The sequence below is a fragment of the Paraburkholderia aromaticivorans genome (genome assembly GCF_012689525.1).
GTDB classification, from domain to species: domain Bacteria; phylum Pseudomonadota; class Gammaproteobacteria; order Burkholderiales; family Burkholderiaceae; genus Paraburkholderia; species Paraburkholderia aromaticivorans_A.
This window is the reverse complement of record NZ_CP051516.1, coordinates 2296923-2315985: the sequence shown is the minus strand read 5'-3', so window position 1 is coordinate 2315985 and position 19063 is coordinate 2296923. Positions and strand designations below refer to the sequence as shown.

Here is a 19063-nt window from a genome sequence, read left to right as displayed (position 1 = left end):
CCGGCGGCGCGTTGACATGCGCCGTATGCATGAGTTGATTTTTTTAATGAATTGGTAAGACCGGACGAATTACGGTCGAATGGCGGGCGCTGCGCGCCGGATGCGGTTCCGACAGCGGGGCCCGCCGCTCATTCGTTTAAAAAGTCATGAAAGGAGAAACATGAAATCCCTGCTTGCAAGCCTGACCATTGCGCTGCTGGCTATCTCATCTGGCAGCGCGATCGCGAAGGAATGGTCGACCGTGCGGTTCGGTGTCGACGCGAGCTATCCGCCATTCGAATCGAAATCTGCCGACGGCAAGCTCGTCGGCTTCGACATTGACCTGGGCAATGAAATCTGCCGCCGCCTGAACGCAAAATGCGTGTGGGTCGAAAACGCGTTCGACGGAATGATTCCCGCGCTGAAGGGGCGCAAGTTCGACGGCGTGCTATCGACCATGTCGATGACGCCGGCGCGTCAGGCGCAGATCGCATTTTCTTCCAAGGTATTCCGTATCCCGACACGCCTCGTCGCGAAGAAGGGCTCGACGATCACGCCAACGCCGGAAGCGCTGAAGGGCAAGCGAATCGGCGTAGAGCAGGGCTCGATCCAGGAAACCTATGCGAAGACGTACTGGGAGCCGGCCGGTGCGGTGATCGTGGCTTACCAGGATCAGGATCTCGTTTACTCGGACCTGATTGCTGAGCGCATCGATGCATCGCTGCAGAACGCCGTGCAAGCTGACGTCGGTTTCCTGCGGACGGCACGAGGCAAGGATTTTGCGTTTGCCGGCAATGCGCTTTACGATGCGAAGACGCTCGGCAGCGGCACCGCGATCGGTTTGCGCAAGGAAGACACCGACCTGAAGGCGAAGATCGACAAGGCGATCGCCGACACGCGCGCGGACGGCACATACGACAGGATTGCGAAAAAGTATTTCGACTTTGACGTTTACGGCCAGTGAATGCGGCAACCTTCGCTAAGCCCGGAATGTCTTGCCCAGCTCATGCTCCGCTAGCCGGAAATAATGCCGGAAGGTGTAGATGAGCGGCGACCACTTTTCGGCATCGGTATGATTGCCGCCCTTGATGAACGCTTCGCTCGCATGCACGCGAGAATCTCCACTTCCGCCGCAACGACGCTGCCGAGCTGTTGAAGCTTCGCGGCACCCATCGTGTGAACTGTCATGAAGTGTTCGCAACCGGTGCGGCACCGTACCGACGTCTCATACGGATTCAGGGATCCTGAAGGTCTCGCACGCTGTGCAATATGACTGATCGGTAGCGAGGCGTTCAGTTCGGCACTACGTTGTTGTAGAAAGAGGGGCAACTTGTTCAGTACCTCACTCGCGTTTCTCTCGGACGGTCTGCTTGCCCTTTCTGGGTGGCAGATCCTGTTAGCTACGCTGATTTCGACGCATGTCACGATTATCAGCGTGACGGTCTACCTGCACCGGTGCCAGGCTCACCGCGCGCTCGACCTGCATCCTCTCGTCAGCCATTTTTTCCGCTTCTGGCTGTGGATGACGACCGGCATGGTGACGGGCACGTGGGCTGCGGTCCACCGCAAGCACCACGCGAAGTGCGAGACGCAAGAGGATCCTCACAGTCCACAGATCCGGGGCATCTGGACGGTACTGCTTGGCGGTGCGGAACTCTATCGCTCAGAAGTGAAGAACGAGGAAACACTTCGCCGGTTCGGCCACAGCACACCGGTCGACTGGGTGGAGCGCAACGTCTATGCGAAGTATCCGAACCTCGGCGTCAGCCTGCTGATCGTGGTTGATGTCGCACTGTTTGGCGTCGTCGGCGTGTCGGTGTGGGCCATCCAGATGATGTGGATTCCTTTCTGGGCTGGCGGGGTAGTCAACGGGCTGGGTCATTTCTGGGGTTACCGCAACTTCGGTACTCCTGATGCGAGCACGAATGTGATCCCCATCGGTATCCTGATCGGCGGCGAAGAACTTCACAACAATCACCACGCGTATGCGACATCCGCAAAATTGTCGAACAGATGGTACGAGTTCGACATGGGCTGGATGTACATTTGCGTCCTTGCCGCGCTTGGGCTGGCCACGGTCAGGAAAGTGGCGCCGAGGCCGTATCTGGTCAAAGCCAAAGCGGAGATCGACGACGATACGCTGCAAGCCGTACTTCGAAACCGCTTCGAGGTGATGGCGAGCTATGCGCGAACAGCTGAGCGCGCCTACCGACAGGAACTGGCGCATGTCAAACACACTAGTCGCCGGGAGAAAGCCCTGCTTATGCGCGGCGTGAGACGCTGGTTTCGTGACGGGCACGCAGGACAAGCCAAGGCGTGTCAACCGGTGCCCACGGGGCTATACGACAATGCGCCGACGCTTCGTATCTACGCGGAATTACGCGAGGACCTGTCGGCAATCTGGGAGCGCTCGAATCTCTCCCGTGAACAACTGCTCTGCCAGTTGCAGGACTGGTGCCGTCGTGCGGAACAAAGTCGCATCGACGCCCTGAGACAATTTTCGCTACGTCTTCGTCATTACGGCTGATGCCAGGGATTAGACCATTTCCGGATACGCGCATTTAAATGCGGATATGACGGTGATCAGAAGCGGATTCCCCGAACCGGTACGCCACCGTACCGACTTCCGCTCACTGCACGAGCACCGTCATTGCAAGGTCCTGGCGTAACGCAACGACAGGAAACGAAGCAATTTATCGAGTCACGATCTCCGTGACCGATCTACTTTGCCTTGCCCGGTGACTTGCGCTGCAATGGCGCAATGGCTCGCCGGAAAGCATTGCTCAAGCACGCGTAAGAGCGTGCGAGGAAGACGTGATGTCAACTACCGATTCGATTCTGGAGGAACCCCAGTCATTCCTCCCACACCCCAGCGTGGCGGCGTACGCCGCGATATCCGGCATGGATGCCTATCGCGCGCTGGTTGCCGAGGCAGAGCGCGATTACACCGGATTCTGGGCCCGTCTCGCACGCGAAACGCTGCAATGGAAAACGCCGTTTTCTTCGATTCTCGATGAATCCCACGCGCCGTTCTACACATGGTTTAAAGACGGGACCCTGAATGCCTCGTACAACTGCCTCGACCGCCATGTCGAAGCGGGTAACGGGGACCATGTCGCCGTGATTTTCGAAGCCGACGACGGTACCGTCACGCATGTCACCTATCGCGCGTTGCTCGAACGGGTGAGCCGCTTTGCTAACGCGCTGCGAACCCGCGGTGTGAAAAAAGGCGACCGCGTGGTGATCTATATGCCGATGTCGATCGAAGGCATCGTAGCCATGCAGGCTTGCGCCCGGATCGGCGCGACCCATTCAGTCGTGTTCGGCGGCTTTTCGTCGAAGTCGCTCAATGAGCGGATTGTCAATGTGGGTGCGATTGCGCTCGTCACCTGCGATGAGCAGATGCGCGGCGGCAAGGCGTTGCCTCTGAAGAACATTGCGGATGAAGCCCTCGCGATGGGCGGCTGCGACGCGGTGAAGAGCGTGATCGTCTATCGGCGCACGGGCGGCAAGGTCACGTGGCACGCAGGGCGCGACCTGTGGATGCATGAACTCACGCAAGCCGAAGGCGACGTTTGCGAGCCGGAATGGGTGGGCGCGGAGCATCCGCTCTTCATCCTGTACACGTCCGGTTCGACCGGCGTGCCGAAGGGCGTGCAGCACAGCACGGGGGGCTTCCTGATGTGGGCCGCGCAGACCATGAAGTGGACTTTCGACGCAAAGCGAAGCGACGTGTTCTGGTGTACCGCCGACATCGGCTGGATTACCGGTCATAGCTATATTGCGTATGGTCCGATGGCAATCGGCGCAACCCAGGTCGTGTTCGAGGGCGTGCCGACGTGGCCGAACGCCGGCCGTTTCTGGGAGATGATCGCGAAACACCGGGTGACGGTGTTCTACACCGCACCGACCGCCATCCGCTCGCTGATCAAGCTGGCCGAATCCGATCCGAAGGTTCATCCGGACCGTTTCGACCTCTCGACGCTGCGTCTGCTCGGCACGGTCGGCGAGCCGATCAACCCGGCTGCGTGGACGTGGTTCTATGAGCACGTCGGTCACAGCCATTGCCCTGTTATCGACACCTGGTGGCAAACCGAAACGGGCGGTCACATGATCGCGCCGATGCCGGGCGCCACGCCGCTCGTGCCGGGTTCGTGCACGCTGCCGTTGCCGGGCATCATGGCTGCCGTGGTCGATGAGACCGGGCGCGACGTGCCGAACGGGCAGGGCGGCATCCTCGTCGTCAAACGTCCATGGCCTTCGATGCTGCGCAACGTATGGGGCGATCCGGACCGCTACAGGATGAGCTACTTTCCTGAAGAACTCGGCGGCAAGCTGTATCTCGCGGGTGACGGGGCGGTGCGTGACGAAGACACGGGCTACTTCACGATTACCGGCCGGATCGACGACGTGCTCAACGTATCGGGCCACCGGCTCGGCACCATGGAGATCGAGTCGGCACTGGTCGCCAATCCGCTGGTTGCGGAGGCCGCTGTTGTCGGGCGCGCTGACGATACGACCGGCGAAGTCGTCATCGCGTTCGTGGTGTTGAAGGGCGAGCGGCCTACCGGTGACGTGGCGATCAGAATCGCGCATGAGCTGCGCAATTGGGTCGGCAAGGAGATCGGGCCGATCGCAAAGCCCAAGGAAATCCGCTTCGGCGAGAATCTGCCGAAAACCCGTTCAGGGAAGATCATGCGCCGCTTGTTGCGCTCGCTTGCGGCGGGCGAAGAGATCACTCAGGACGTTTCCACGCTGGAAAATCCGGCGATTCTCGATCAGCTCGGGTGATAGCTCGCGAAAGTCGCGAGATCGCCCGAACGAACGTTTTACTCTTCAGGAGCAGGCCATGGCCAGCGCACCGATTCGAACCACACTAGCGAATCCCGCGCCGCTGGGCCTTGCCGGCTTTGCCTTGACGACGTGGCTACTGAGCATGATCAACGCCGGCTGGTTTTCGGGCGAGTCGATGGGACTGGTGCTCGCTTGTGCGCTCGCCTATGGCGGCACGGCGCAGGCCATCGCCGGCATGATGGAGTTGCCGCGCGGCAATACCTTTGGCGCGACGGCCTTTCTGAGTTATGGCGCGTTCTGGTGGTCGTTTGCACTGTTCGTGCTCTTTTTACACGACAAGGTGCCGCCTGCGTTCGTCGGCTGGTATCTGTTTCTTTGGGGCGTCTTCACGTTTTATATGTGGCTGGCTACTTTTCGGTCGCCTCGCGCGCTGCAGTTCATCTTTCTGGCGCTGTGGATCACATTCGGCCTGCTGGCCGGAGGAGAGTGGACTGGCTCAGGGCTGGTGCGGATGGCGGGCGGCTATATGGGGCTCCTCACTGCGGCGCTTGCGTTCTATCTGTCCGCGGCCGACGTGATCAACGAAGTGCATGGTCGCGTGATTCTGCCAGTCGGCGATCCGCGGATACTTAGCCGGCATGCTGTGGCCCTCTGATCATCCAAAGGGGGTGTCGGCCGCAGATTGTTTCGACACAGGAGAGCGAGTGCAACGTTGCAGTAATGCCCGTGCCGATCGTTGAATCGGCAAGGCGGCCGGATGTGGCGATCAAGGCCAGTCTGAGCAGCACTGAAGCGCGCCGCAGGCGTGCCGAGTCGGGCACGAACACGCTTCCCGACACGTCAGCGAGCACGTGGCGCATGGTGCTTGAGAAATTCTGGGCGCCGGTGCCGTGGATGGCTGACACCGCCGTGATATGGCGTGCTCGGGCGCTTCGTCGAAGCAGGGATTGTTGCCGGACTGCTGCTATTCAATGCCGTTCTGACGTAATGCAGGAGAGCCGGGCACAGGCGACGCTGGCCGCGTTGAAGTCGCGCCTCGCCATGAGCGCCTCTGTACTACGCGATGGGACACGGTCGATCATCCCGGCGGCGGCTGGTCGAGGGCAATGTCGTCAGGCTATCGCTCGGCGGCCTTGGCGGTCGGCGGAATTGCGACGACGGCGCTGCCTCCGGTGCTGAGTGGTGGCGTGTCGGCGGCGACCGGTGTCGTCGCTTTCGTGCTCGCCGCCGCCCAAATTCCCGTGTTCGCGCGTCTGAAGATCAGCTAGACGGCGCGCCAATCACGGGCGTCGAACACGAGCAAAGCGCACTCTGCGCGAGGCAAATATTCATGGACCTGTCAGGCAAGGTGGACGGCGACGGCTGGACGGTGACGGCTTGCGCACGCGCAAGCGGCACTGAATTCAGCTGTCTGATCGGCACGAGCGTGGCCGTGGCGGACGGCGTGGTCGTGCGTGAATTCACCCATGACCGGACCTTCAGCACGCCGCAGGAGGCCGTGCTCGATGGCCTGAAGCAGGGCATGTCGTGGGTCGATCTAACGAGCTCGAATACGGTTTGCGCGGCCTAACGGCGCCGTATCTCGCGACGTGCCAACCAGATGTCGGGCAGCATCGGCAGCCAGAAGGTCAGGGCACGCCACAGAAGGGTGGCGGCGAGCGCCGCTTCCACCGACACGCCAAGCAAACTCAGCATCCCCACGGAGGTGGCTTCGAAGGTCCCCAGGCCGACCGGAATCGGACCGATGGTGGCCACCATCGACGCGATGATGAAGCTCACGAACACGACCCAAAGCGGCGGGAACGGCGATAAAGCCCATCAGTCCGACGATCCAGAACATGAGTGAGCGCAGCCGCGATGTTTTGCCGAGAAGCCCGGGAGCAATATGCACGAGGCCGGTCTCGGCGGCAGGCACCGGCTTCGGCAGCAACGCGCCGCTTCCCGGCATCAGCGGGGTGCGAGCGGAGCGAAGTTGCGGTGTGCTCATCAGGTCGACATGTAGGTGAGGGCAGTGCAGGAGTGTGAACCCAGACGGATGCGTTGCTTCGCCACACTGCCCGATAGCGTTAAAACATGTTGCTCGCACGCTGGCGCAATGTCGGTACGGTGTCGCACGCGGTCCGCCACCGTACCGACTTTTTCCAGGAGGCACGGCAGAGTGGCTTCAGGCGATGACAGGCGCGCGTCAGTTCAAGCGCGCGAACAAACATGCGTCGCTGTGTGAGGACAGATCCAAAGCAACCGGAGTGCACGACAATGAAAGCACTTGTTTATCTTGGCCCTGGCAAGAAAGCGGTAGAAGACCGTCCCAAACCGGTGATCGACGCGGCCACCGACGCCATCGTCAAAATCAGCAAGACGACGATCTGCGGAACAGACCTGCACATTCTCAAGGGCGATGTCGCGACCTGCCAGCCGGGTCGGGTGCTCGGGCATGAAGGCACGGGCGTCATCGACGAGGTGGGGCCGGGCGTGACCACGTTCAAGCCGGGTGAGCGCGTTCTCATCTCATGCATCAGTGCTTGCGGCAAGTGCGAGTATTGCCGCAAGCAGATGTATTCCCATTGTGTGAGCGGCGGCTGGATTCTCGGCAACAAGATCGACGGCACGCAGGCCGAATTCGTCCGGATCCCGCATGCGGATACCAGTCTTTACCGCATTCCCGACAACGCCGACGAAGAAGCGCTCGTGATGCTGAGCGATATCCTGCCGACGGGTTTCGAATGCGGCGTGCTCAATGGCAAGGTTGAACCCGGCAGTACGGTGGCTATCGTCGGCAGCGGGCCGATCGGACTCGCGGCGTTGCTCACGGCCCGTTTCTATTCGCCTGCCGAAATCATCATGGTCGATCTGGACGACAACCGGCTGGAGACCGCGAAGCGTTTCGGTGCGACCGCGGTGATCAACAGCGCGGACGGCAACGCAGTGAAGGCGATCATGAAGCTCACCTCCGGGCGTGGCGTCGATACTGCCGTCGAAGCGGTGGGCATTCCCGCCACCTTCGAATTGTGCGAGGAGATCATCGCGCCGGGCGGCACGATTGCCAACGTCGGCGTGCATGGCGTGAAGGTGGATCTTCATCTGGAGCATCTGTGGGACCGGAACATCACGATCACCACGCGGCTGGTCGATACCGTGAGCACGCCGATGCTGCTGGAGACGTTGCGCTCCGGCAGGCTCGATCCCAAACTTCTGATCACCCATCGCTTCACATTCGAGCAGATCCTCGATGCGTATGAAACCTTTGCGCACGCGGCCGACACCCGCGCGCTCAAGGTGATCATCGCGGCTTAGCTCGCCGCGATGCATGGGCCGCCATTAGCGGGGCAGTTCGTACATCGCGGCAGCGACGTCGGTGTGTGCGGGACTGGTGGTTTCCGCGACCGTGGTTTGCGCTTGCCGGCTCGGGACCAGCAACACCGGCAGGCTCGCGCTGCGCACGACGCGTTCGGCCACGCTGCCCAGGAACAGACGCTTGAAACCCCGTCGCCCGTGCGTGCCGAGCACCAGCAGATCCGCATTGAATTCGTTGGCCGAAATGCGGATCCGTTCCGAGATGTCCTCGCCGATCGGCGCGACGTCGACGATCCGCGGTGTGCCAGCGACGTTTTCGTGCTTCATTCGCGCCAGCGCATCCGCCATCAGCCGCTGGCCTTCTTCAATGCAGGCGTCGCGCAGGATCGTCGGATCGTAGCCGGACGCGTCGTATGCCATCAGGGGGTTGTCGACCACGTAGAGCGGCTGCAATTGCGCGCCATTGTCGCGTGCGAGTTGCAGAGCGCTGTCGAACGCGTGTTCAGACGTCTCGCTGCCGTCGATCGCTACCAGAATGCGTTTATACATGTCGGCCTCGAAGAAATTGTTTGGACGGAGAGCGCCGTCGTGGGAGTGGTTTGCCTACGTTCAGAGCGCCGCAGCCTCGATCTTGCCGTCGACGATGTCCTTGCCGAACTGCATGGCACGCTCGATCGCATCGTTGAAAGTGGCGGGGCTCGCTGCGTCGAAGACTGTCGAGTAGCGTCGTGCATCCGCTTCGTTCAACGGAATGGTATCGATTCGCACCACCGAAGAAAAGCGCCGCGCGCCGTTGGCGTACGGATCGCCGAAAGGCGGGAATTGCTGGCTCGCATAGGCACGTAACTCGTGTCCGTTGTATGTCGCGGTGGGGATGATCATGATGACGGGTTCCTTGACGAACGGTTTGCTCCGCTGGGCCCGGCCAGGATCTCGGCGGCATGACAACCGACCGGAAGCAGCACAGTGAATAGCACCAGACTGCGCTCAATAATGTCGTAATGCAATGAACAGATCGCGTGGGATGCCGCAGTGCGGTACGGCACCGTACCGACTTCGAGCGGTCCTGCGCGCACCGTGGGTGTGGGAGCCTTTGCCGTCTACCCGACGTCGCCATTGCATTCGCTCAGGTGCTCCTTCGCGCACCTGCTGCGCTCAATTAAAGTCAGGAGTGTCACCCCATGACCTTTCTCAAGTCCCCGCCACCCACGCCTGATGCCGTCGCCGACGAATACGCCGCGACGATCTCCGGTTCTTCGCTGCCGAAGTACCGGATTCCGGAGGCATCGTCAGACCGTCGCGCCGTATTCGATCTGGTGCGCGACGAATTGTTCATGGACGGCAACTCACGGCAGAACGTCGCGACGTTTTGTACCACTTATGCCGACGACGAAGTTCGCCGTCTGATGGATCTGTCGATCGACAAGAATATGATCGACAAGGACGAATATCCACAAACCGCCGAAATCGAAATGCGTTGCGTCCATATGCTCGCTGATCTGTGGCACGCCGCGAAGTCGTGGAAGACCACCGGTTGCTCGACGACGGGTTCGAGCGAGGCCTGCATGCTCGGTGGTCTTGCGCTCAAGTGGCAGTGGAAAAAGCGCAGGGAGGCGCAAGGCAAGCCGACTGACAAGCCGAACTTCGTGTGCGGACCCGTGCAAGTGTGCTGGGCGAAATTCGCCCGGTACTTCGACGTCGAGATGCGCCAGGTGCCGCTCAGCGGCGACGCGACCGGACTGCGGCCGGAAGATCTGGCCGAGTATTGCGACGAGAACACGATCGGCGTCGTCGCCACACTCGGCATCACCTTCACCTGCGTCTATGAACCGGTGAAGGCGCTGGCAGGCGCACTCGACGCCTTGCAAGCCAATCTCGGACTCGATATTCCGATTCACGTCGATGCGGCCAGCGGTGGCTTCGTCGCCCCGTTCATTCAACCGGACCTCGAATGGGACTTCAGCGTGTCGCGCGTCAAATCGATCAATGCGTCGGGTCATAAATACGGGCTCGCGCCACTCGGGGTCGGCTGGGTAGTCTGGCGCAGCACCCAGGATTTGCCTGACGAACTGATCTTCCGGGTCGATTATCTGGGTGGCGACATGCCGACGTTTGCGCTGAATTTCTCCCGGCCGGCCGGACAGATCATCGCGCAGTACTACATGCTGCTGCGCCTGGGCCGTGAAGGCTATCGACATATCCAGCAGGAGTGCGCCAACACCGCGCAAGCGCTGGCCGACGGTCTTGCGAAGATCGACGCGCTGGAGATGATTTATGACGGGCGTGGCGCGTTGCCGGCTGTCTGCTACAAGCTGAAGCATCCAGAAACAGCGGGCTTCACGCTATTCGATCTGTCCGATCAGGTACGCATGCGCGGCTGGCAGATCGCATCGTACAAGCTGCCAGCCAGACGCGAGGAGACCATCGTGCAACGCGTGTTGATCCGGCGCGGCGTGACCCGCGACATGGCGGCGATGCTGCTCGAGGACATCAGACACGCCGTCGCTCATCTGACGAAGAACCCGGTGCCGCATTCGACTGCCGGCCCTACCTTCCATCACGATTGATGTCGCCTCTTCACAGGAGCGCACGAAATGGATAACACCGTTACCGCCGCGACCGCGTTGCCAGCCACCAATACGGCAAAACGCGGTAAATATCTGAGTGTCACGTCGATCGGCTTGATGACGGCCGCAGCCGTGGTCACGAGTCTGCGTGGACTTCCTTTGCTGGCGAAGGAAGAGATGACGATGTTCGTCTATCTCGCGTTTACCGTGGTTTTCTATCTGATCCCCGCGTCGCTGATTTCGGCTGAGCTGGGCGGCGCTTTTGCCGACCGGCGCGGGGGTATCTATACGTGGGTCGCCGAAGCATTCGGCACACGTTGGGGTTTTCTCGCGATCTGGCTGCAGTGGATTCAGAACGTCGTCTGGTATCCCGTGGCGCTGACCTTTGGTGCGGCGGCGCTCGCGTATACGATCGGCCGGCCGGATCTGGCGAAGAACGGTGTCTATGTCGGGATCTTCTGCATCGTCGCGTACTGGCTTTCCACGTGGGTCGTGCTGCAAGGCGTTGAAGTTTTCGCGAGGATCGCCAACTGGACCTTCGTGATCGGCACCATCGTGCCGGGCATTGTGCTGCTCGCGCTGCTCGGCTACTGGATCAGCAGTGGCCACCCGCTCGGCTGGCAACACCTTAACGATGCCGCACTGTCCCAGGATGGCCATGCCCGTTTCTGGCCCGCGATTCACGGCTTCGGCACGATCTCGTTTCTTGCCGGCATCGTGTTGCTGTTTGCCGGTGTTGAGGTGCAAGCGGTTCATGTGATCGACATGCGCAGCCCGAGTCGCGGTTATCCGGCGGCCATCGGACTGGGTGCGATGATTTCGGTGCTGATCTTCGCACTTGGCGCATTGCCGATCGCGGCAATCTTGCCGTACGAGAAGATCTCGCTGCAATCCGGCGTGTTCGACGCGTTTGGTGCCGTGCTTACGGACATCTGGCACATGGGCTGGGCTGTGGCGGCGTTGTCGTTGCTTGTCGGCGTCGGTGCAATCAGTGGTGTGCTGGCCTGGCTCGGCAGTCCATCGCGCGGCTTGCTCGAGACCGCACATGAGGGCGAGTTACCGCCGATCCTTCAGGCGAAGAATCGCAAGGGTATGCCCACCCATATTCTGCTGGTGCAAGGTCTGATCGTGACCGTCATTTCGTGCTTCTACTTCGTGATCCAGGATGTATCGGTCGCGTTCTTCCTGATCTCCGCGATGACGATCGCGCTTTACCTGATCGCTTACATGTTAATGTACGCGGCGGCGATCAAGCTGCGCTATTCTGCACCTGCTTTGCCACGCCCCTTCACGGTGCCCGGGGGGTTAGCCGGCATGTGGCTGACGGCCGGCATCGGCTTTGCTGGAGTGCTCTTCAGTTTCCTCGTGTCGTTCTTTCCGCCGGACCAGTTGCCGGTCGGTTCGCCGTGGCTTTACACGGGGCTGGTCGTCCTCGGCATCGTTGTGTTTGCGGGCATCCCGTTGATTATCCACCACGTGCGCCGCAGCGACTGGGCGACCGTTCATGGCGCGCCGCTCGTTCGTCCCGCCGTGACACCGCTGAAATAGCTGCGCGCTCGGCCGCTCCCATAGGTCTTCGATATGAAATACAAAGACTATTACGAAGTGCTGGGATTGCCGCGCAACGCGACGCAGGACGATATCAGGCGTACGTATCGCAAGCTCGCTCGCAAATATCACCCGGACCTGAGCAAACTCGACGACGCGGAGCCCCGCTTCAAGGAGGTTGGCGAAGCGTATGGCGTGCTCAAAGACACGGAAAAGCGTGCGGCCTACGACCGGATGGGCGACCAGTGGCGCAATGGTCAGGAGTTCCAGCCGCCGCCGCAGTGGGACGAAGGCTTCGAATTCAGCGGCGCGGGCGACAGCGGAGCCGAGGATGCACGCTTCAGCGAACTCTTCGAGACACTTTTTCGCGGTGAACATGCCGGTGGTGGCCGAGCCTCGACAAAACGCGCCCGGCGCACTGCCGGCGCCGCTCATGACGGCGCAACTGCGCAAGAGATGGAGGATGGCTATGGTGGTGTGCCGTACTCCGCTCCGGGCCAGGACCACCATGCCAAAGTGGTGATCGATCTGAAGGATACCTATCGTGGGGCACGGCGCACGATTTCGCTGGAGACGCCAGTACTCGATGCAAGCGGCCGTGCCATGCTGAAGTCGCGGACGCTTGATGTCTCCATTCCGAAGGGCGTGCACGGTGGGCAGCACTTGCGGCTTGCCGGCCAAGGGGGGGTGGGCTTCGGAGAAGGGCGCGCTGGAGATCTGTACCTGGAAATCGCGTTGCGCCAGCATGGACTTTTCAGCGTCGATGGCCGCGATGTGACGATCGTCGTACCGGTCGCACCTTGGGAGGCGGCACTTGGCGCGCGCGTTACCGTGCCGACGCCCGACGGCGCCGTCGAAATAGCCATACCCAAAGATTCCAGCGGAGGCCGACGCTTGCGCCTGAAAGGCAAGGGAATCCCAGCGAGCGGTCCGACCGGTACAGCGGGCGACCTCTATGCGCAATTGAACATCGTTCTGCCGCCGGCTGACAGCGAGCAGGCCCGCGCGGCTTACGAGACTCTACGACAGGCATGCGACTTCGACCCGCGCGCGCATTTTTCAGGTGAAACATCGTGAACAAATCGCGCAGTGCCTGGCTCGAATGCCTGATCGTCGAGGAGCAGGTGGAGTTCACGCTACTCGAATTGTGCCGAGTGTCCGGCGCTTCTGAAGTTCAGCTCGTTGAATGGATAGAGCAAGGCGCGATTGAGCCTAAATTCGTCAGCGAGGAAGATGGCCCGCACTTTGACGGGGTCTCATTGCGCCGCGCCCGCAAGGCTCGCCATCTCGCGCAGGATCTCGAGATCAACGCTGCGGGCATCGCGCTCGCACTCGATCTGCTCGATGAAATCGCAGCCTTGCGAGCGCAGTATCCGAGGCGATAGGGCAGTTCCCTCACGCAAGCCAGGTGACACCCATTGCCACGACCGTTGCGGCCATCACGCCGGTCGCAATCCAGCCGAGGATACGTAGTGCGGGCGGCAGCGTAAAACCGGACATGATGCGAGTGCGCATCGAGAGATGCATCATGACGATCATCACGGGCACCGCGACGATACCATTGAGGACTGCGCTCCAGTAGAGCGCCTTGACCGGATCGATTGATGTGAAGTTCAGGCCGGCACCGATTGCCGTCGCCACGGCGATCACGCCATAGAACGCCTTCGCCTGCGACGGCAGGCGCGCAAGGCCCACTCGCCATGCGAACAATTCGCCCACCGCATAGGCACCTGATCCGGCCAGCACAGGCAGTGTCAACAAGCCGGTGCCGATAATGCCGGCGGCGAACACAACGAACGTGAATGGTCCTGCTATGGCACGCAGCGCTTCCGCGGCCTGAGCCGAAGTCTGAATATCAATGAGCCCGTGCGCATGCAAAGTCGTCGCCGTCGTCACCACGATGAAGAACGCGATCACATTTGAGAGCGCCATGCCGAGGTAGGTGTCGATGCGAATCCGCGCGAACTCCGCGGACGCTTCCCATGGCGCGTGGGTTAACGGATGCGCGCCGGGTCGTTCCTTTTCGTCTTCAACTTCCTGCTCTGCCTGCCAGAAAAACAGATAGGGGCTGATTGTCGTGCCCATGACCGCGACGATGGCGACGAGGTAATCCGGCTGGATGGATAGCGGCGGCAATAAGACTGCCCAGCCCACCTGGTCCCACGGAACCTTGACGACAAAGGCGCAGATTACGTAGCTGAACAATGACAGGCACAGCCATTTCAGAACCGACACATAGCGTGCATAGCGCGTGAACACTTCCAGCACCACCGACAGCAGCCCGAATCCGCTCACATAGAGTAGTGCGGGGCCTGAGATCAGCAGCTTGAGCGCAGCGCCCATTGCGCCGAGGTCCGCACCCAGGTTGATGATATTTGCGACGAGCAGCAACCCGACTACGCTGGTCGATAACCAGCGCGGATAGTACTCACGCAGATTGCCGGCGATGCCGCTGCCGGTGACCCGCCCAATGCGCGCGCTGATCTCCTGGATCGCGGCCATCAACGGATAGCTGAGCAGGAGTGTCCACGCGAGGCCATAGCCGAATTGCGCGCCGACCTGCGAATACGTCGCGATACCGCTCGGATCGTCGTCCGATGCGCCGGTGATGAGGCCGGGGCCCATCACCTGCAGAAGTTTTGGGCGGGTCGGCTGCTTGACTGGTTCGTGGGTGGGCGTATCCATGAACGGAGTACTCCTGATGGCTGGCGAGGCCGTACCGGCACCTCAGGTAGTTTCGGGTGTGGCAGGCTCGGTAGGCGTGACGCCTTCGTGCGAATCGAGACGCGTCGGCTGGTGGATCGCGAGAACGGCCTTTGCTCGAGCCATTTCGTCGGGCGTACCGTGGGCCATCACAATGAATCCATCGGCTTTGATGGCGGCCTCGTAGTGGACCCAGCTTTCCTTCGGAAGCCCCGCATTGACGAGCGTTGCGCCCAAAGCACTGAGGGTGCCGATAACTACTGCCCCTTCGACCGCCGACACGATGACAACGGCGAGATGGCCCAGCACCACAACCGGGCCGAGCACCGGAATCGTCAGAAACACGCCGCCCATCAGCAAGCCCCACAGGCCTCCCCAGAACGCGCCGTACTTGCCCCACATTTTCATGCGATCGCCGATCGTGTAGAGACCGACGATCTTTTCTTCGGTGTGATAGCCCTTCCCGACCACACTGAAATTCTTCATATCGAAGCCACCATCTAAGTACGGCCCCGTGCTATTTCAGATTGTTGAGCTCGGCACGCGCGAGGGTCTCAACTGATTCCCACGCGGCATCTTCATGCTCGAAGAAAGTGTCGAGTTTGATGAGTTCCTTGCCCTTTGACGCGCCTTTCCGAACAATACACACGCTCGCGACCCAGCCATCGGCAACATGATCCTTGACCGTCATGTAAACGTCGTGTGTCCTGCCTGAGATGATTCTGTCTGTCATGGTGCCGCCTGTCTGATTGAACGACGGCCACAGTGGCCGTCGTCGCTGCCGGGTAAAGCTCGTGGTTCGCCGATAACCGTCGGCGTTGCTATATTCCGAACTTATGTTCGGCAATGTATTTGTCGCCGTATGCAAGTGCAGCCGCATAGCCTTCCGCACTCGTTTTAAAAACGCCAACGTCATAGTGCTGGTCGGCCGATGGAAGACAACCTTCCACAGCATGCCGGAGATGAAAATTGAAGGTGCCGTCCTGCAGTTCCATGCATTCAGGGGTGAATGTATGAATACGGGCTTGATACAACTTCTGGATGTTTTGCCTCATGACCTGCTCCTGCCTTTTATGCCTTTATGCCTTTGAATACTCCCGTTTTCGATCGGTCCAGGACTGCCCGGACCAGGCGAAAACGGTGATCCGCGCGGCGCCTCATTCCGATGCAACCCGCTCGCCGGCGCCGGCATCGAGCCAGTATCCGTGTTTGTCGTAAAACTGGTGCAACTCAACTTCGTAATGCCGGTCGATCGGCATGGAGTCGTCGTAAGCGGGGCTATTCTTGATGACGTCGCGCGTCAATGCCGTCGATACGGTCGACTCGAACCAGTCGACTTCGTCTATCCAGTGAATCGCGATAAGCACGGCCTTGCCGCCGGGCCACCAGTTCCGCGTCTCCACGACCAGGTAACGAATCGCCCAGTCGGTATCATCGTAAATGAAATCCGATACGTGACCGACGCTGCCGTCGGCTGTTTTGAGGTGATAGCCCTTGACCTCGTCGGTGCTGCGCAGATGAACGTCGGGTGGCGGGTTGTTCGTGTGCAAGGTTGGCCTTGACGGCTTATCGACCAGGGCGTCCGGGGCCACGCCTGTCGGATCATAAGCAGGATAGGCGCCCATGCCCCACAGGTTGGGGCCGTCCCAATACGTCGGATAGCTGTAGTAGCGCAGATACTCGATCTCGTGCTGCCGCGATACCGGTTTGTGGGTGTCCAGCATTGGGCTGTCCCTCACTTGCTGGCGGGAAAGGCCGACGTGCACGATATCCGATCCGGGGTCGGTGTGTTTGACGGAATACGGCGAAACCAGCACTTGCCGTTCATTGAGCCAATTGCCTGTTTCGACCACCAGATACCGCACACCCCATGATTCGTCGTCGAAATAGGCCTGACTGACTGAGCCGATGTCGCCGTCCACTGCGCTGACGGTGCTGCCGTGCAAGTCTCGTACGCTTCGTAACATGGTTTCCCCCTGCTGTGTCGGCGAGGGCGGGCATGGCGCCGCGTCCCCCGGTCCGAATGTCAAAGCGACGCGAGCCGCGTCACTTTGGTGCCTTGCAGCGACGCACCCGCCATCAGGCCAGTATTGGTCAGCACGAAAGCTTCGACCTGTCCGGTGGCGGTGCTGGTGTCGAGATTGCCGTTTGCGCCGACCTTCAGCACGGCCACGGAAGCATCGCCGCCAGCCGACCATCCGTCCCTGCTACGGAAGCGGGTCAGCGACTCGTCGGTCATGAACAGGAACACGATCGCGCGCGACTGCGCGCCGATCTGCCAGCCGATCGAACCGGTCGCCGTGCTGTAGTAGCCGATGGTGTGTCCGCCGACGCGCAACGAACCTTCGCCATACTGGCCGCCGACCACGAAGCCGGCGTCGATGACCGACGGAAACGTCAGTACCCCGCGTGCCTTGCCGACCAGTTCACGCGAGCCGTTCGCCATGCCATAGAGGCGCGCCAGCGTCGAGTCGACGCCTGCATCGATAGTGCGTCGCTTGTCCATTTGCTCACTGCGGCTCGCGTCGGAAGACGAGGTGGTGGTGCAACCTGAGAGCGCCGCGCCGAGTGCCAGAAGCGATCCGGGCGTACTCCATATAAAGGTTCGTCTAAGCATGATTTTCTCCCCGCTGGTCGACGATAAAAGACACGCTACGCGCACGCGCGGAAGAAAGCGGTACGACAACGTACAGACACCTGTCTATGTTCAAACGCACAATCCGCGCCGATCTCGCGAGATTCTCCCGATGCCGGCGGCCAGTGGTGCGCCGCGGGTTGCGGCAATCATCAGACGTCCGCTAGAACCTCATCGAAGTTCCGTGTAATCCGGTCGTTTTTTCCGGTCCGAACGCCACCGTACAGACTTACCGGGCTGCATCGGCGAATCTGTTGGTTCAACCTGTTTCGTTGCGCGATTTCCCGATCGTGCCAGCGAGGCAGGCATTGGCGAACCGCGCGCTTCTGGTGCTCTGCAGGCAGCCCCCTGCCGTTGACCACCAGCCCGATACGCGCCTCTCGTCGCTCTTCGTCGCCTACCCAGGCGCGAAATGGGGATCGAAATGTCAGCACATCTGGCGTCCACCGAGTCTTTTTCGGACGGCTCTGCCTTGAACTACTTCGTCGTGACGGATGCAATGATGACGCGTGGCATCCGGGCGGCCGCGGATAACTCCGTGAAGGACGCTTGCACGACGGCCCTCGACGGCGCGGCACCGCCAGTCAGCAACCAAGTCCTGGCGATGGTGGCGCATGAGTTGCGCGGCCCGTTGGCGCCGTTGCGGCTCGCCAGCCAGTTGATCCGCCACGCGTCGGCTGAACGCCCGGAGATACTCCGCCTGATCGATATGATCGACCGGCAGGTGAACGGGATTGCAAGGTTGGCGCAAGATTTGATGGACGCGACCCGTGTCGATCGTGACGCACTCCGTCTCAGCAAAGCCGACATCGAGATCGGGGCCTTGTTGGCCGACATCTGCGAGATCACGGCAGCAGCCGCCGCCGAGAAAAAACAGGTTTTCACCGTATCGATTCCCGACGCGCCTTTGCGCGTTGAAGGCGATCCCGTCCGCTTGACGCAGGCGGTCAGCAACCTGTTGCATAACGCGGTGAAATACACGCCGATGCACGGCAATATAAGCATGACCGTGCTTGCAGAAGGAAACGATCTTGTCATTAAAATCAATGACGATGGTTCGGGGATTTCGGCGGTCCTGCTGCCGCATATTTTCGAGCTATTTGCACAATCGAGCAGAACGATCGCCGCCAGTGCGGGCGGCCTCGGCATTGGCCTCGCGGTCGTGAGAGCCATTGCTCAATCTCACGGTGGCACGGTGTCGGCAACCAGCGCAGGTCCCGGGGAGGGCAGCGAGTTCACCTTCAGGGTGCCGATTGTCACGTCCGGCGACGCATTTTTTGACAACGTATAAGTGGAACCAGCGATTGCCGTTCAGCCGATGGGTTAGATCGGGAAGGCCCAGCATGGCAATGGTTCTCGATGGTCGTGCAATCCGCCTGCACGTGCGTGTGGCACCGCGCACTCGTACCAGGATGCGGATCGGCGCGTAATTGCGACGCGACTTATAATCTTTTTGCGTATCGGCCAAATCTCGGGTAACGCGAAGATTACCGCATCGTGACGCGCTGCGGCACAAGCCGCAATGGTGTTGGAGCATTCCTCC

23 protein-coding genes are annotated in these 19063 nt (G+C 60.7%); 13 read left to right on the top strand and 10 right to left on the bottom strand.

The window, feature by feature from the left end; translation table 11 throughout:
- Positions 1 to 160 precede the first annotated feature (160 nt).
- A complete protein-coding gene (locus HF916_RS38520; protein WP_168793972.1) occupies positions 161 to 943 on the top strand; it encodes an ABC transporter substrate-binding protein in 783 nt (260 codons plus the stop codon).
- A 15-nt stretch (positions 944 to 958) separates the two neighbouring features.
- Here HF916_RS38520 and HF916_RS51585 read toward each other — a convergent pair whose 3' ends face one another.
- Positions 959 to 1090, bottom strand: coding sequence for a hypothetical protein (locus HF916_RS51585; protein WP_277352293.1), 132 nt, complete (start codon positions 1088 to 1090; stop codon positions 959 to 961).
- Positions 1091 to 1309: 219 nt separating this feature from the next.
- Between HF916_RS51585 and HF916_RS38515 the strand changes: the two genes are divergently transcribed.
- The 6 genes from HF916_RS38515 (at position 1310) to HF916_RS51195 (ending at position 6343) form a co-directional block, all read left to right on the top strand.
- Positions 1310 to 2506 carry a DesA family fatty acid desaturase gene (locus HF916_RS38515; protein WP_168793971.1) on the top strand — a complete coding sequence of 399 codons (1197 nt, stop codon included), beginning with the start codon at positions 1310 to 1312 and terminating at the stop codon, positions 2504 to 2506.
- A 290-nt stretch (positions 2507 to 2796) separates the two neighbouring features.
- Complete coding sequence (acs, locus tag HF916_RS38510; protein ID WP_168793970.1) at positions 2797 to 4770, top strand: acetate--CoA ligase; 1974 nt, start codon at positions 2797 to 2799, stop codon at positions 4768 to 4770.
- Between the two features lie 58 nt (positions 4771 to 4828).
- Positions 4829 to 5428 (top strand): acetate uptake transporter, encoded by a 600-nt coding sequence (locus HF916_RS38505; protein WP_168793969.1) that lies wholly within the window; start codon positions 4829 to 4831, stop codon positions 5426 to 5428.
- Between the two features lie 65 nt (positions 5429 to 5493).
- Entirely contained in the window at positions 5494 to 5952 is a 459-nt protein-coding gene (locus tag HF916_RS51205; protein WP_240975672.1) for a cation-transporting P-type ATPase, read from the top strand.
- Positions 5880 to 6041: a hypothetical protein gene (locus HF916_RS51200; protein ID WP_240975881.1), complete on the top strand. Its 162-nt coding sequence runs from the start codon at positions 5880 to 5882 to the stop codon at positions 6039 to 6041. Before HF916_RS51205 ends, HF916_RS51200 begins: the two co-directional genes overlap by 73 nt.
- A gap of 62 nt (positions 6042 to 6103) precedes the next feature.
- Positions 6104 to 6343, top strand: coding sequence for a UDP-glucose 4-epimerase (locus HF916_RS51195; protein ID WP_240975670.1), 240 nt, complete (start codon positions 6104 to 6106; stop codon positions 6341 to 6343).
- Here HF916_RS51195 and HF916_RS51190 read toward each other — a convergent pair.
- A complete protein-coding gene (locus HF916_RS51190; protein ID WP_240975669.1) occupies positions 6340 to 6552 on the bottom strand; it encodes a lysylphosphatidylglycerol synthase domain-containing protein in 213 nt (70 codons plus the stop codon). The two genes, HF916_RS51195 and HF916_RS51190, sit on opposite strands and share 4 nt — an antisense overlap.
- Positions 6553 to 7029: 477 nt before the next feature.
- On the opposite strand from HF916_RS51190, the gene HF916_RS38490 reads away from it, so the two are divergent.
- Positions 7030 to 8067 carry a zinc-dependent alcohol dehydrogenase family protein gene (locus HF916_RS38490; RefSeq protein WP_168793968.1) on the top strand — a complete coding sequence of 346 codons (1038 nt, stop codon included), beginning with the start codon at positions 7030 to 7032 and terminating at the stop codon, positions 8065 to 8067.
- 24 nt (positions 8068 to 8091) lie between these two features.
- Here HF916_RS38490 and HF916_RS38485 read toward each other — a convergent pair whose 3' ends face one another.
- Together HF916_RS38485 and HF916_RS38480 are read right to left on the bottom strand one after the other, a co-directional pair.
- Complete coding sequence (locus tag HF916_RS38485) at positions 8092 to 8616, bottom strand: universal stress protein (protein WP_168793967.1); 525 nt, start codon at positions 8614 to 8616, stop codon at positions 8092 to 8094.
- Between the two features lie 60 nt (positions 8617 to 8676).
- Entirely contained in the window at positions 8677 to 8949 is a 273-nt protein-coding gene (locus tag HF916_RS38480; protein WP_168793966.1) for a hypothetical protein, read from the bottom strand.
- A gap of 299 nt (positions 8950 to 9248) precedes the next feature.
- Between HF916_RS38480 and HF916_RS38475 the strand changes: the two genes are divergently transcribed.
- The 4 genes from HF916_RS38475 to HF916_RS38460 are packed head-to-tail and all read left to right on the top strand — an operon-like array spanning position 9249 to position 13567.
- Positions 9249 to 10634 carry a glutamate decarboxylase gene (locus HF916_RS38475; protein WP_168793965.1) on the top strand — a complete coding sequence of 462 codons (1386 nt, stop codon included), beginning with the start codon at positions 9249 to 9251 and terminating at the stop codon, positions 10632 to 10634.
- 27 nt (positions 10635 to 10661) lie between these two features.
- Positions 10662 to 12182, top strand: coding sequence for an amino acid permease (locus HF916_RS38470; protein ID WP_168793964.1), 1521 nt, complete (start codon positions 10662 to 10664; stop codon positions 12180 to 12182).
- Between the two features lie 33 nt (positions 12183 to 12215).
- Positions 12216 to 13259, top strand: a complete 1044-nt coding sequence (locus HF916_RS38465) for a DnaJ C-terminal domain-containing protein (protein WP_168793963.1) — start codon at positions 12216 to 12218, stop codon at positions 13257 to 13259.
- A complete protein-coding gene (locus HF916_RS38460) occupies positions 13256 to 13567 on the top strand; it encodes a chaperone modulator CbpM (RefSeq protein WP_168793962.1) in 312 nt (103 codons plus the stop codon). The genes HF916_RS38465 and HF916_RS38460 overlap by 4 nt, the downstream gene beginning before the upstream one ends.
- A gap of 10 nt (positions 13568 to 13577) precedes the next feature.
- On the opposite strand, the gene HF916_RS38455 is transcribed toward HF916_RS38460, so the two are convergent.
- The 6 genes from HF916_RS38455 to HF916_RS38430 all read right to left on the bottom strand — a co-directional run bounded on the left by HF916_RS38455 (position 13578) and on the right by HF916_RS38430 (position 17502).
- On the bottom strand, positions 13578 to 14867 hold the full coding sequence (locus HF916_RS38455) for an NRAMP family divalent metal transporter (RefSeq protein ID WP_168793961.1): 1290 nt from the start codon (positions 14865 to 14867) through the stop codon (positions 13578 to 13580).
- A gap of 42 nt (positions 14868 to 14909) precedes the next feature.
- On the bottom strand, positions 14910 to 15371 hold the full coding sequence (locus HF916_RS38450) for a DUF1269 domain-containing protein (protein WP_240975668.1): 462 nt from the start codon (positions 15369 to 15371) through the stop codon (positions 14910 to 14912).
- A gap of 31 nt (positions 15372 to 15402) precedes the next feature.
- Complete coding sequence (locus HF916_RS38445; RefSeq protein WP_168793960.1) at positions 15403 to 15618, bottom strand: hypothetical protein; 216 nt, start codon at positions 15616 to 15618, stop codon at positions 15403 to 15405.
- Between the two features lie 88 nt (positions 15619 to 15706).
- The gene (locus HF916_RS38440; protein WP_168793959.1) at positions 15707 to 15940 is read right to left on the bottom strand and encodes a hypothetical protein; all 234 of its coding nucleotides are present in this window, start codon (positions 15938 to 15940) and stop codon (positions 15707 to 15709) included.
- 102 nt (positions 15941 to 16042) lie between these two features.
- Entirely contained in the window at positions 16043 to 16852 is an 810-nt protein-coding gene (locus HF916_RS38435) for a PRC-barrel domain-containing protein (RefSeq protein ID WP_168793958.1), read from the bottom strand.
- A 59-nt stretch (positions 16853 to 16911) separates the two neighbouring features.
- Positions 16912 to 17502, bottom strand: a complete 591-nt coding sequence (locus tag HF916_RS38430) for a BPSL1445 family SYLF domain-containing lipoprotein (protein WP_168793957.1) — start codon at positions 17500 to 17502, stop codon at positions 16912 to 16914.
- Between the two features lie 442 nt (positions 17503 to 17944).
- Here HF916_RS38430 and HF916_RS38425 point away from each other — a divergent pair, with 442 nt between their 5' ends.
- Positions 17945 to 18811 (top strand): sensor histidine kinase, encoded by an 867-nt coding sequence (locus HF916_RS38425; protein WP_168793956.1) that lies wholly within the window; start codon positions 17945 to 17947, stop codon positions 18809 to 18811.
- Positions 18812 to 19063 lie beyond the last annotated feature (252 nt).

Coding starts and splice junctions, on each gene's coding strand:
- HF916_RS38520 (WP_168793972.1), top strand. CDS start 161: ATGAAATCCCTGCTTGCAAGCCTGACCATTGCGCTGCTGGCTATCTCA.
- acs (WP_168793970.1), top strand. CDS start 2,797: ATGTCAACTACCGATTCGATTCTGGAGGAACCCCAGTCATTCCTCCCA.
- HF916_RS38505 (WP_168793969.1), top strand. CDS start 4,829: ATGGCCAGCGCACCGATTCGAACCACACTAGCGAATCCCGCGCCGCTG.
- HF916_RS51205 (WP_240975672.1), top strand. CDS start 5,494: ATGCCCGTGCCGATCGTTGAATCGGCAAGGCGGCCGGATGTGGCGATC.
- HF916_RS51200 (WP_240975881.1), top strand. CDS start 5,880: ATGTCGTCAGGCTATCGCTCGGCGGCCTTGGCGGTCGGCGGAATTGCG.
- HF916_RS51195 (WP_240975670.1), top strand. CDS start 6,104: ATGGACCTGTCAGGCAAGGTGGACGGCGACGGCTGGACGGTGACGGCT.
- HF916_RS38490 (WP_168793968.1), top strand. CDS start 7,030: ATGAAAGCACTTGTTTATCTTGGCCCTGGCAAGAAAGCGGTAGAAGAC.
- HF916_RS38485 (WP_168793967.1), bottom strand. CDS start 8,616: ATGTATAAACGCATTCTGGTAGCGATCGACGGCAGCGAGACGTCTGAA.
- HF916_RS38480 (WP_168793966.1), bottom strand. CDS start 8,949: ATGATCATCCCCACCGCGACATACAACGGACACGAGTTACGTGCCTAT.
- HF916_RS38475 (WP_168793965.1), top strand. CDS start 9,249: ATGACCTTTCTCAAGTCCCCGCCACCCACGCCTGATGCCGTCGCCGAC.
- HF916_RS38470 (WP_168793964.1), top strand. CDS start 10,662: ATGGATAACACCGTTACCGCCGCGACCGCGTTGCCAGCCACCAATACG.
- HF916_RS38465 (WP_168793963.1), top strand. CDS start 12,216: ATGAAATACAAAGACTATTACGAAGTGCTGGGATTGCCGCGCAACGCG.
- HF916_RS38455 (WP_168793961.1), bottom strand. CDS start 14,867: ATGGATACGCCCACCCACGAACCAGTCAAGCAGCCGACCCGCCCAAAA.
- HF916_RS38450 (WP_240975668.1), bottom strand. CDS start 15,371: ATGAAGAATTTCAGTGTGGTCGGGAAGGGCTATCACACCGAAGAAAAG.
- HF916_RS38445 (WP_168793960.1), bottom strand. CDS start 15,618: ATGACAGACAGAATCATCTCAGGCAGGACACACGACGTTTACATGACG.
- HF916_RS38440 (WP_168793959.1), bottom strand. CDS start 15,940: ATGAGGCAAAACATCCAGAAGTTGTATCAAGCCCGTATTCATACATTC.
- HF916_RS38435 (WP_168793958.1), bottom strand. CDS start 16,852: ATGTTACGAAGCGTACGAGACTTGCACGGCAGCACCGTCAGCGCAGTG.
- HF916_RS38430 (WP_168793957.1), bottom strand. CDS start 17,502: ATGCTTAGACGAACCTTTATATGGAGTACGCCCGGATCGCTTCTGGCA.
- HF916_RS38425 (WP_168793956.1), top strand. CDS start 17,945: ATGTCAGCACATCTGGCGTCCACCGAGTCTTTTTCGGACGGCTCTGCC.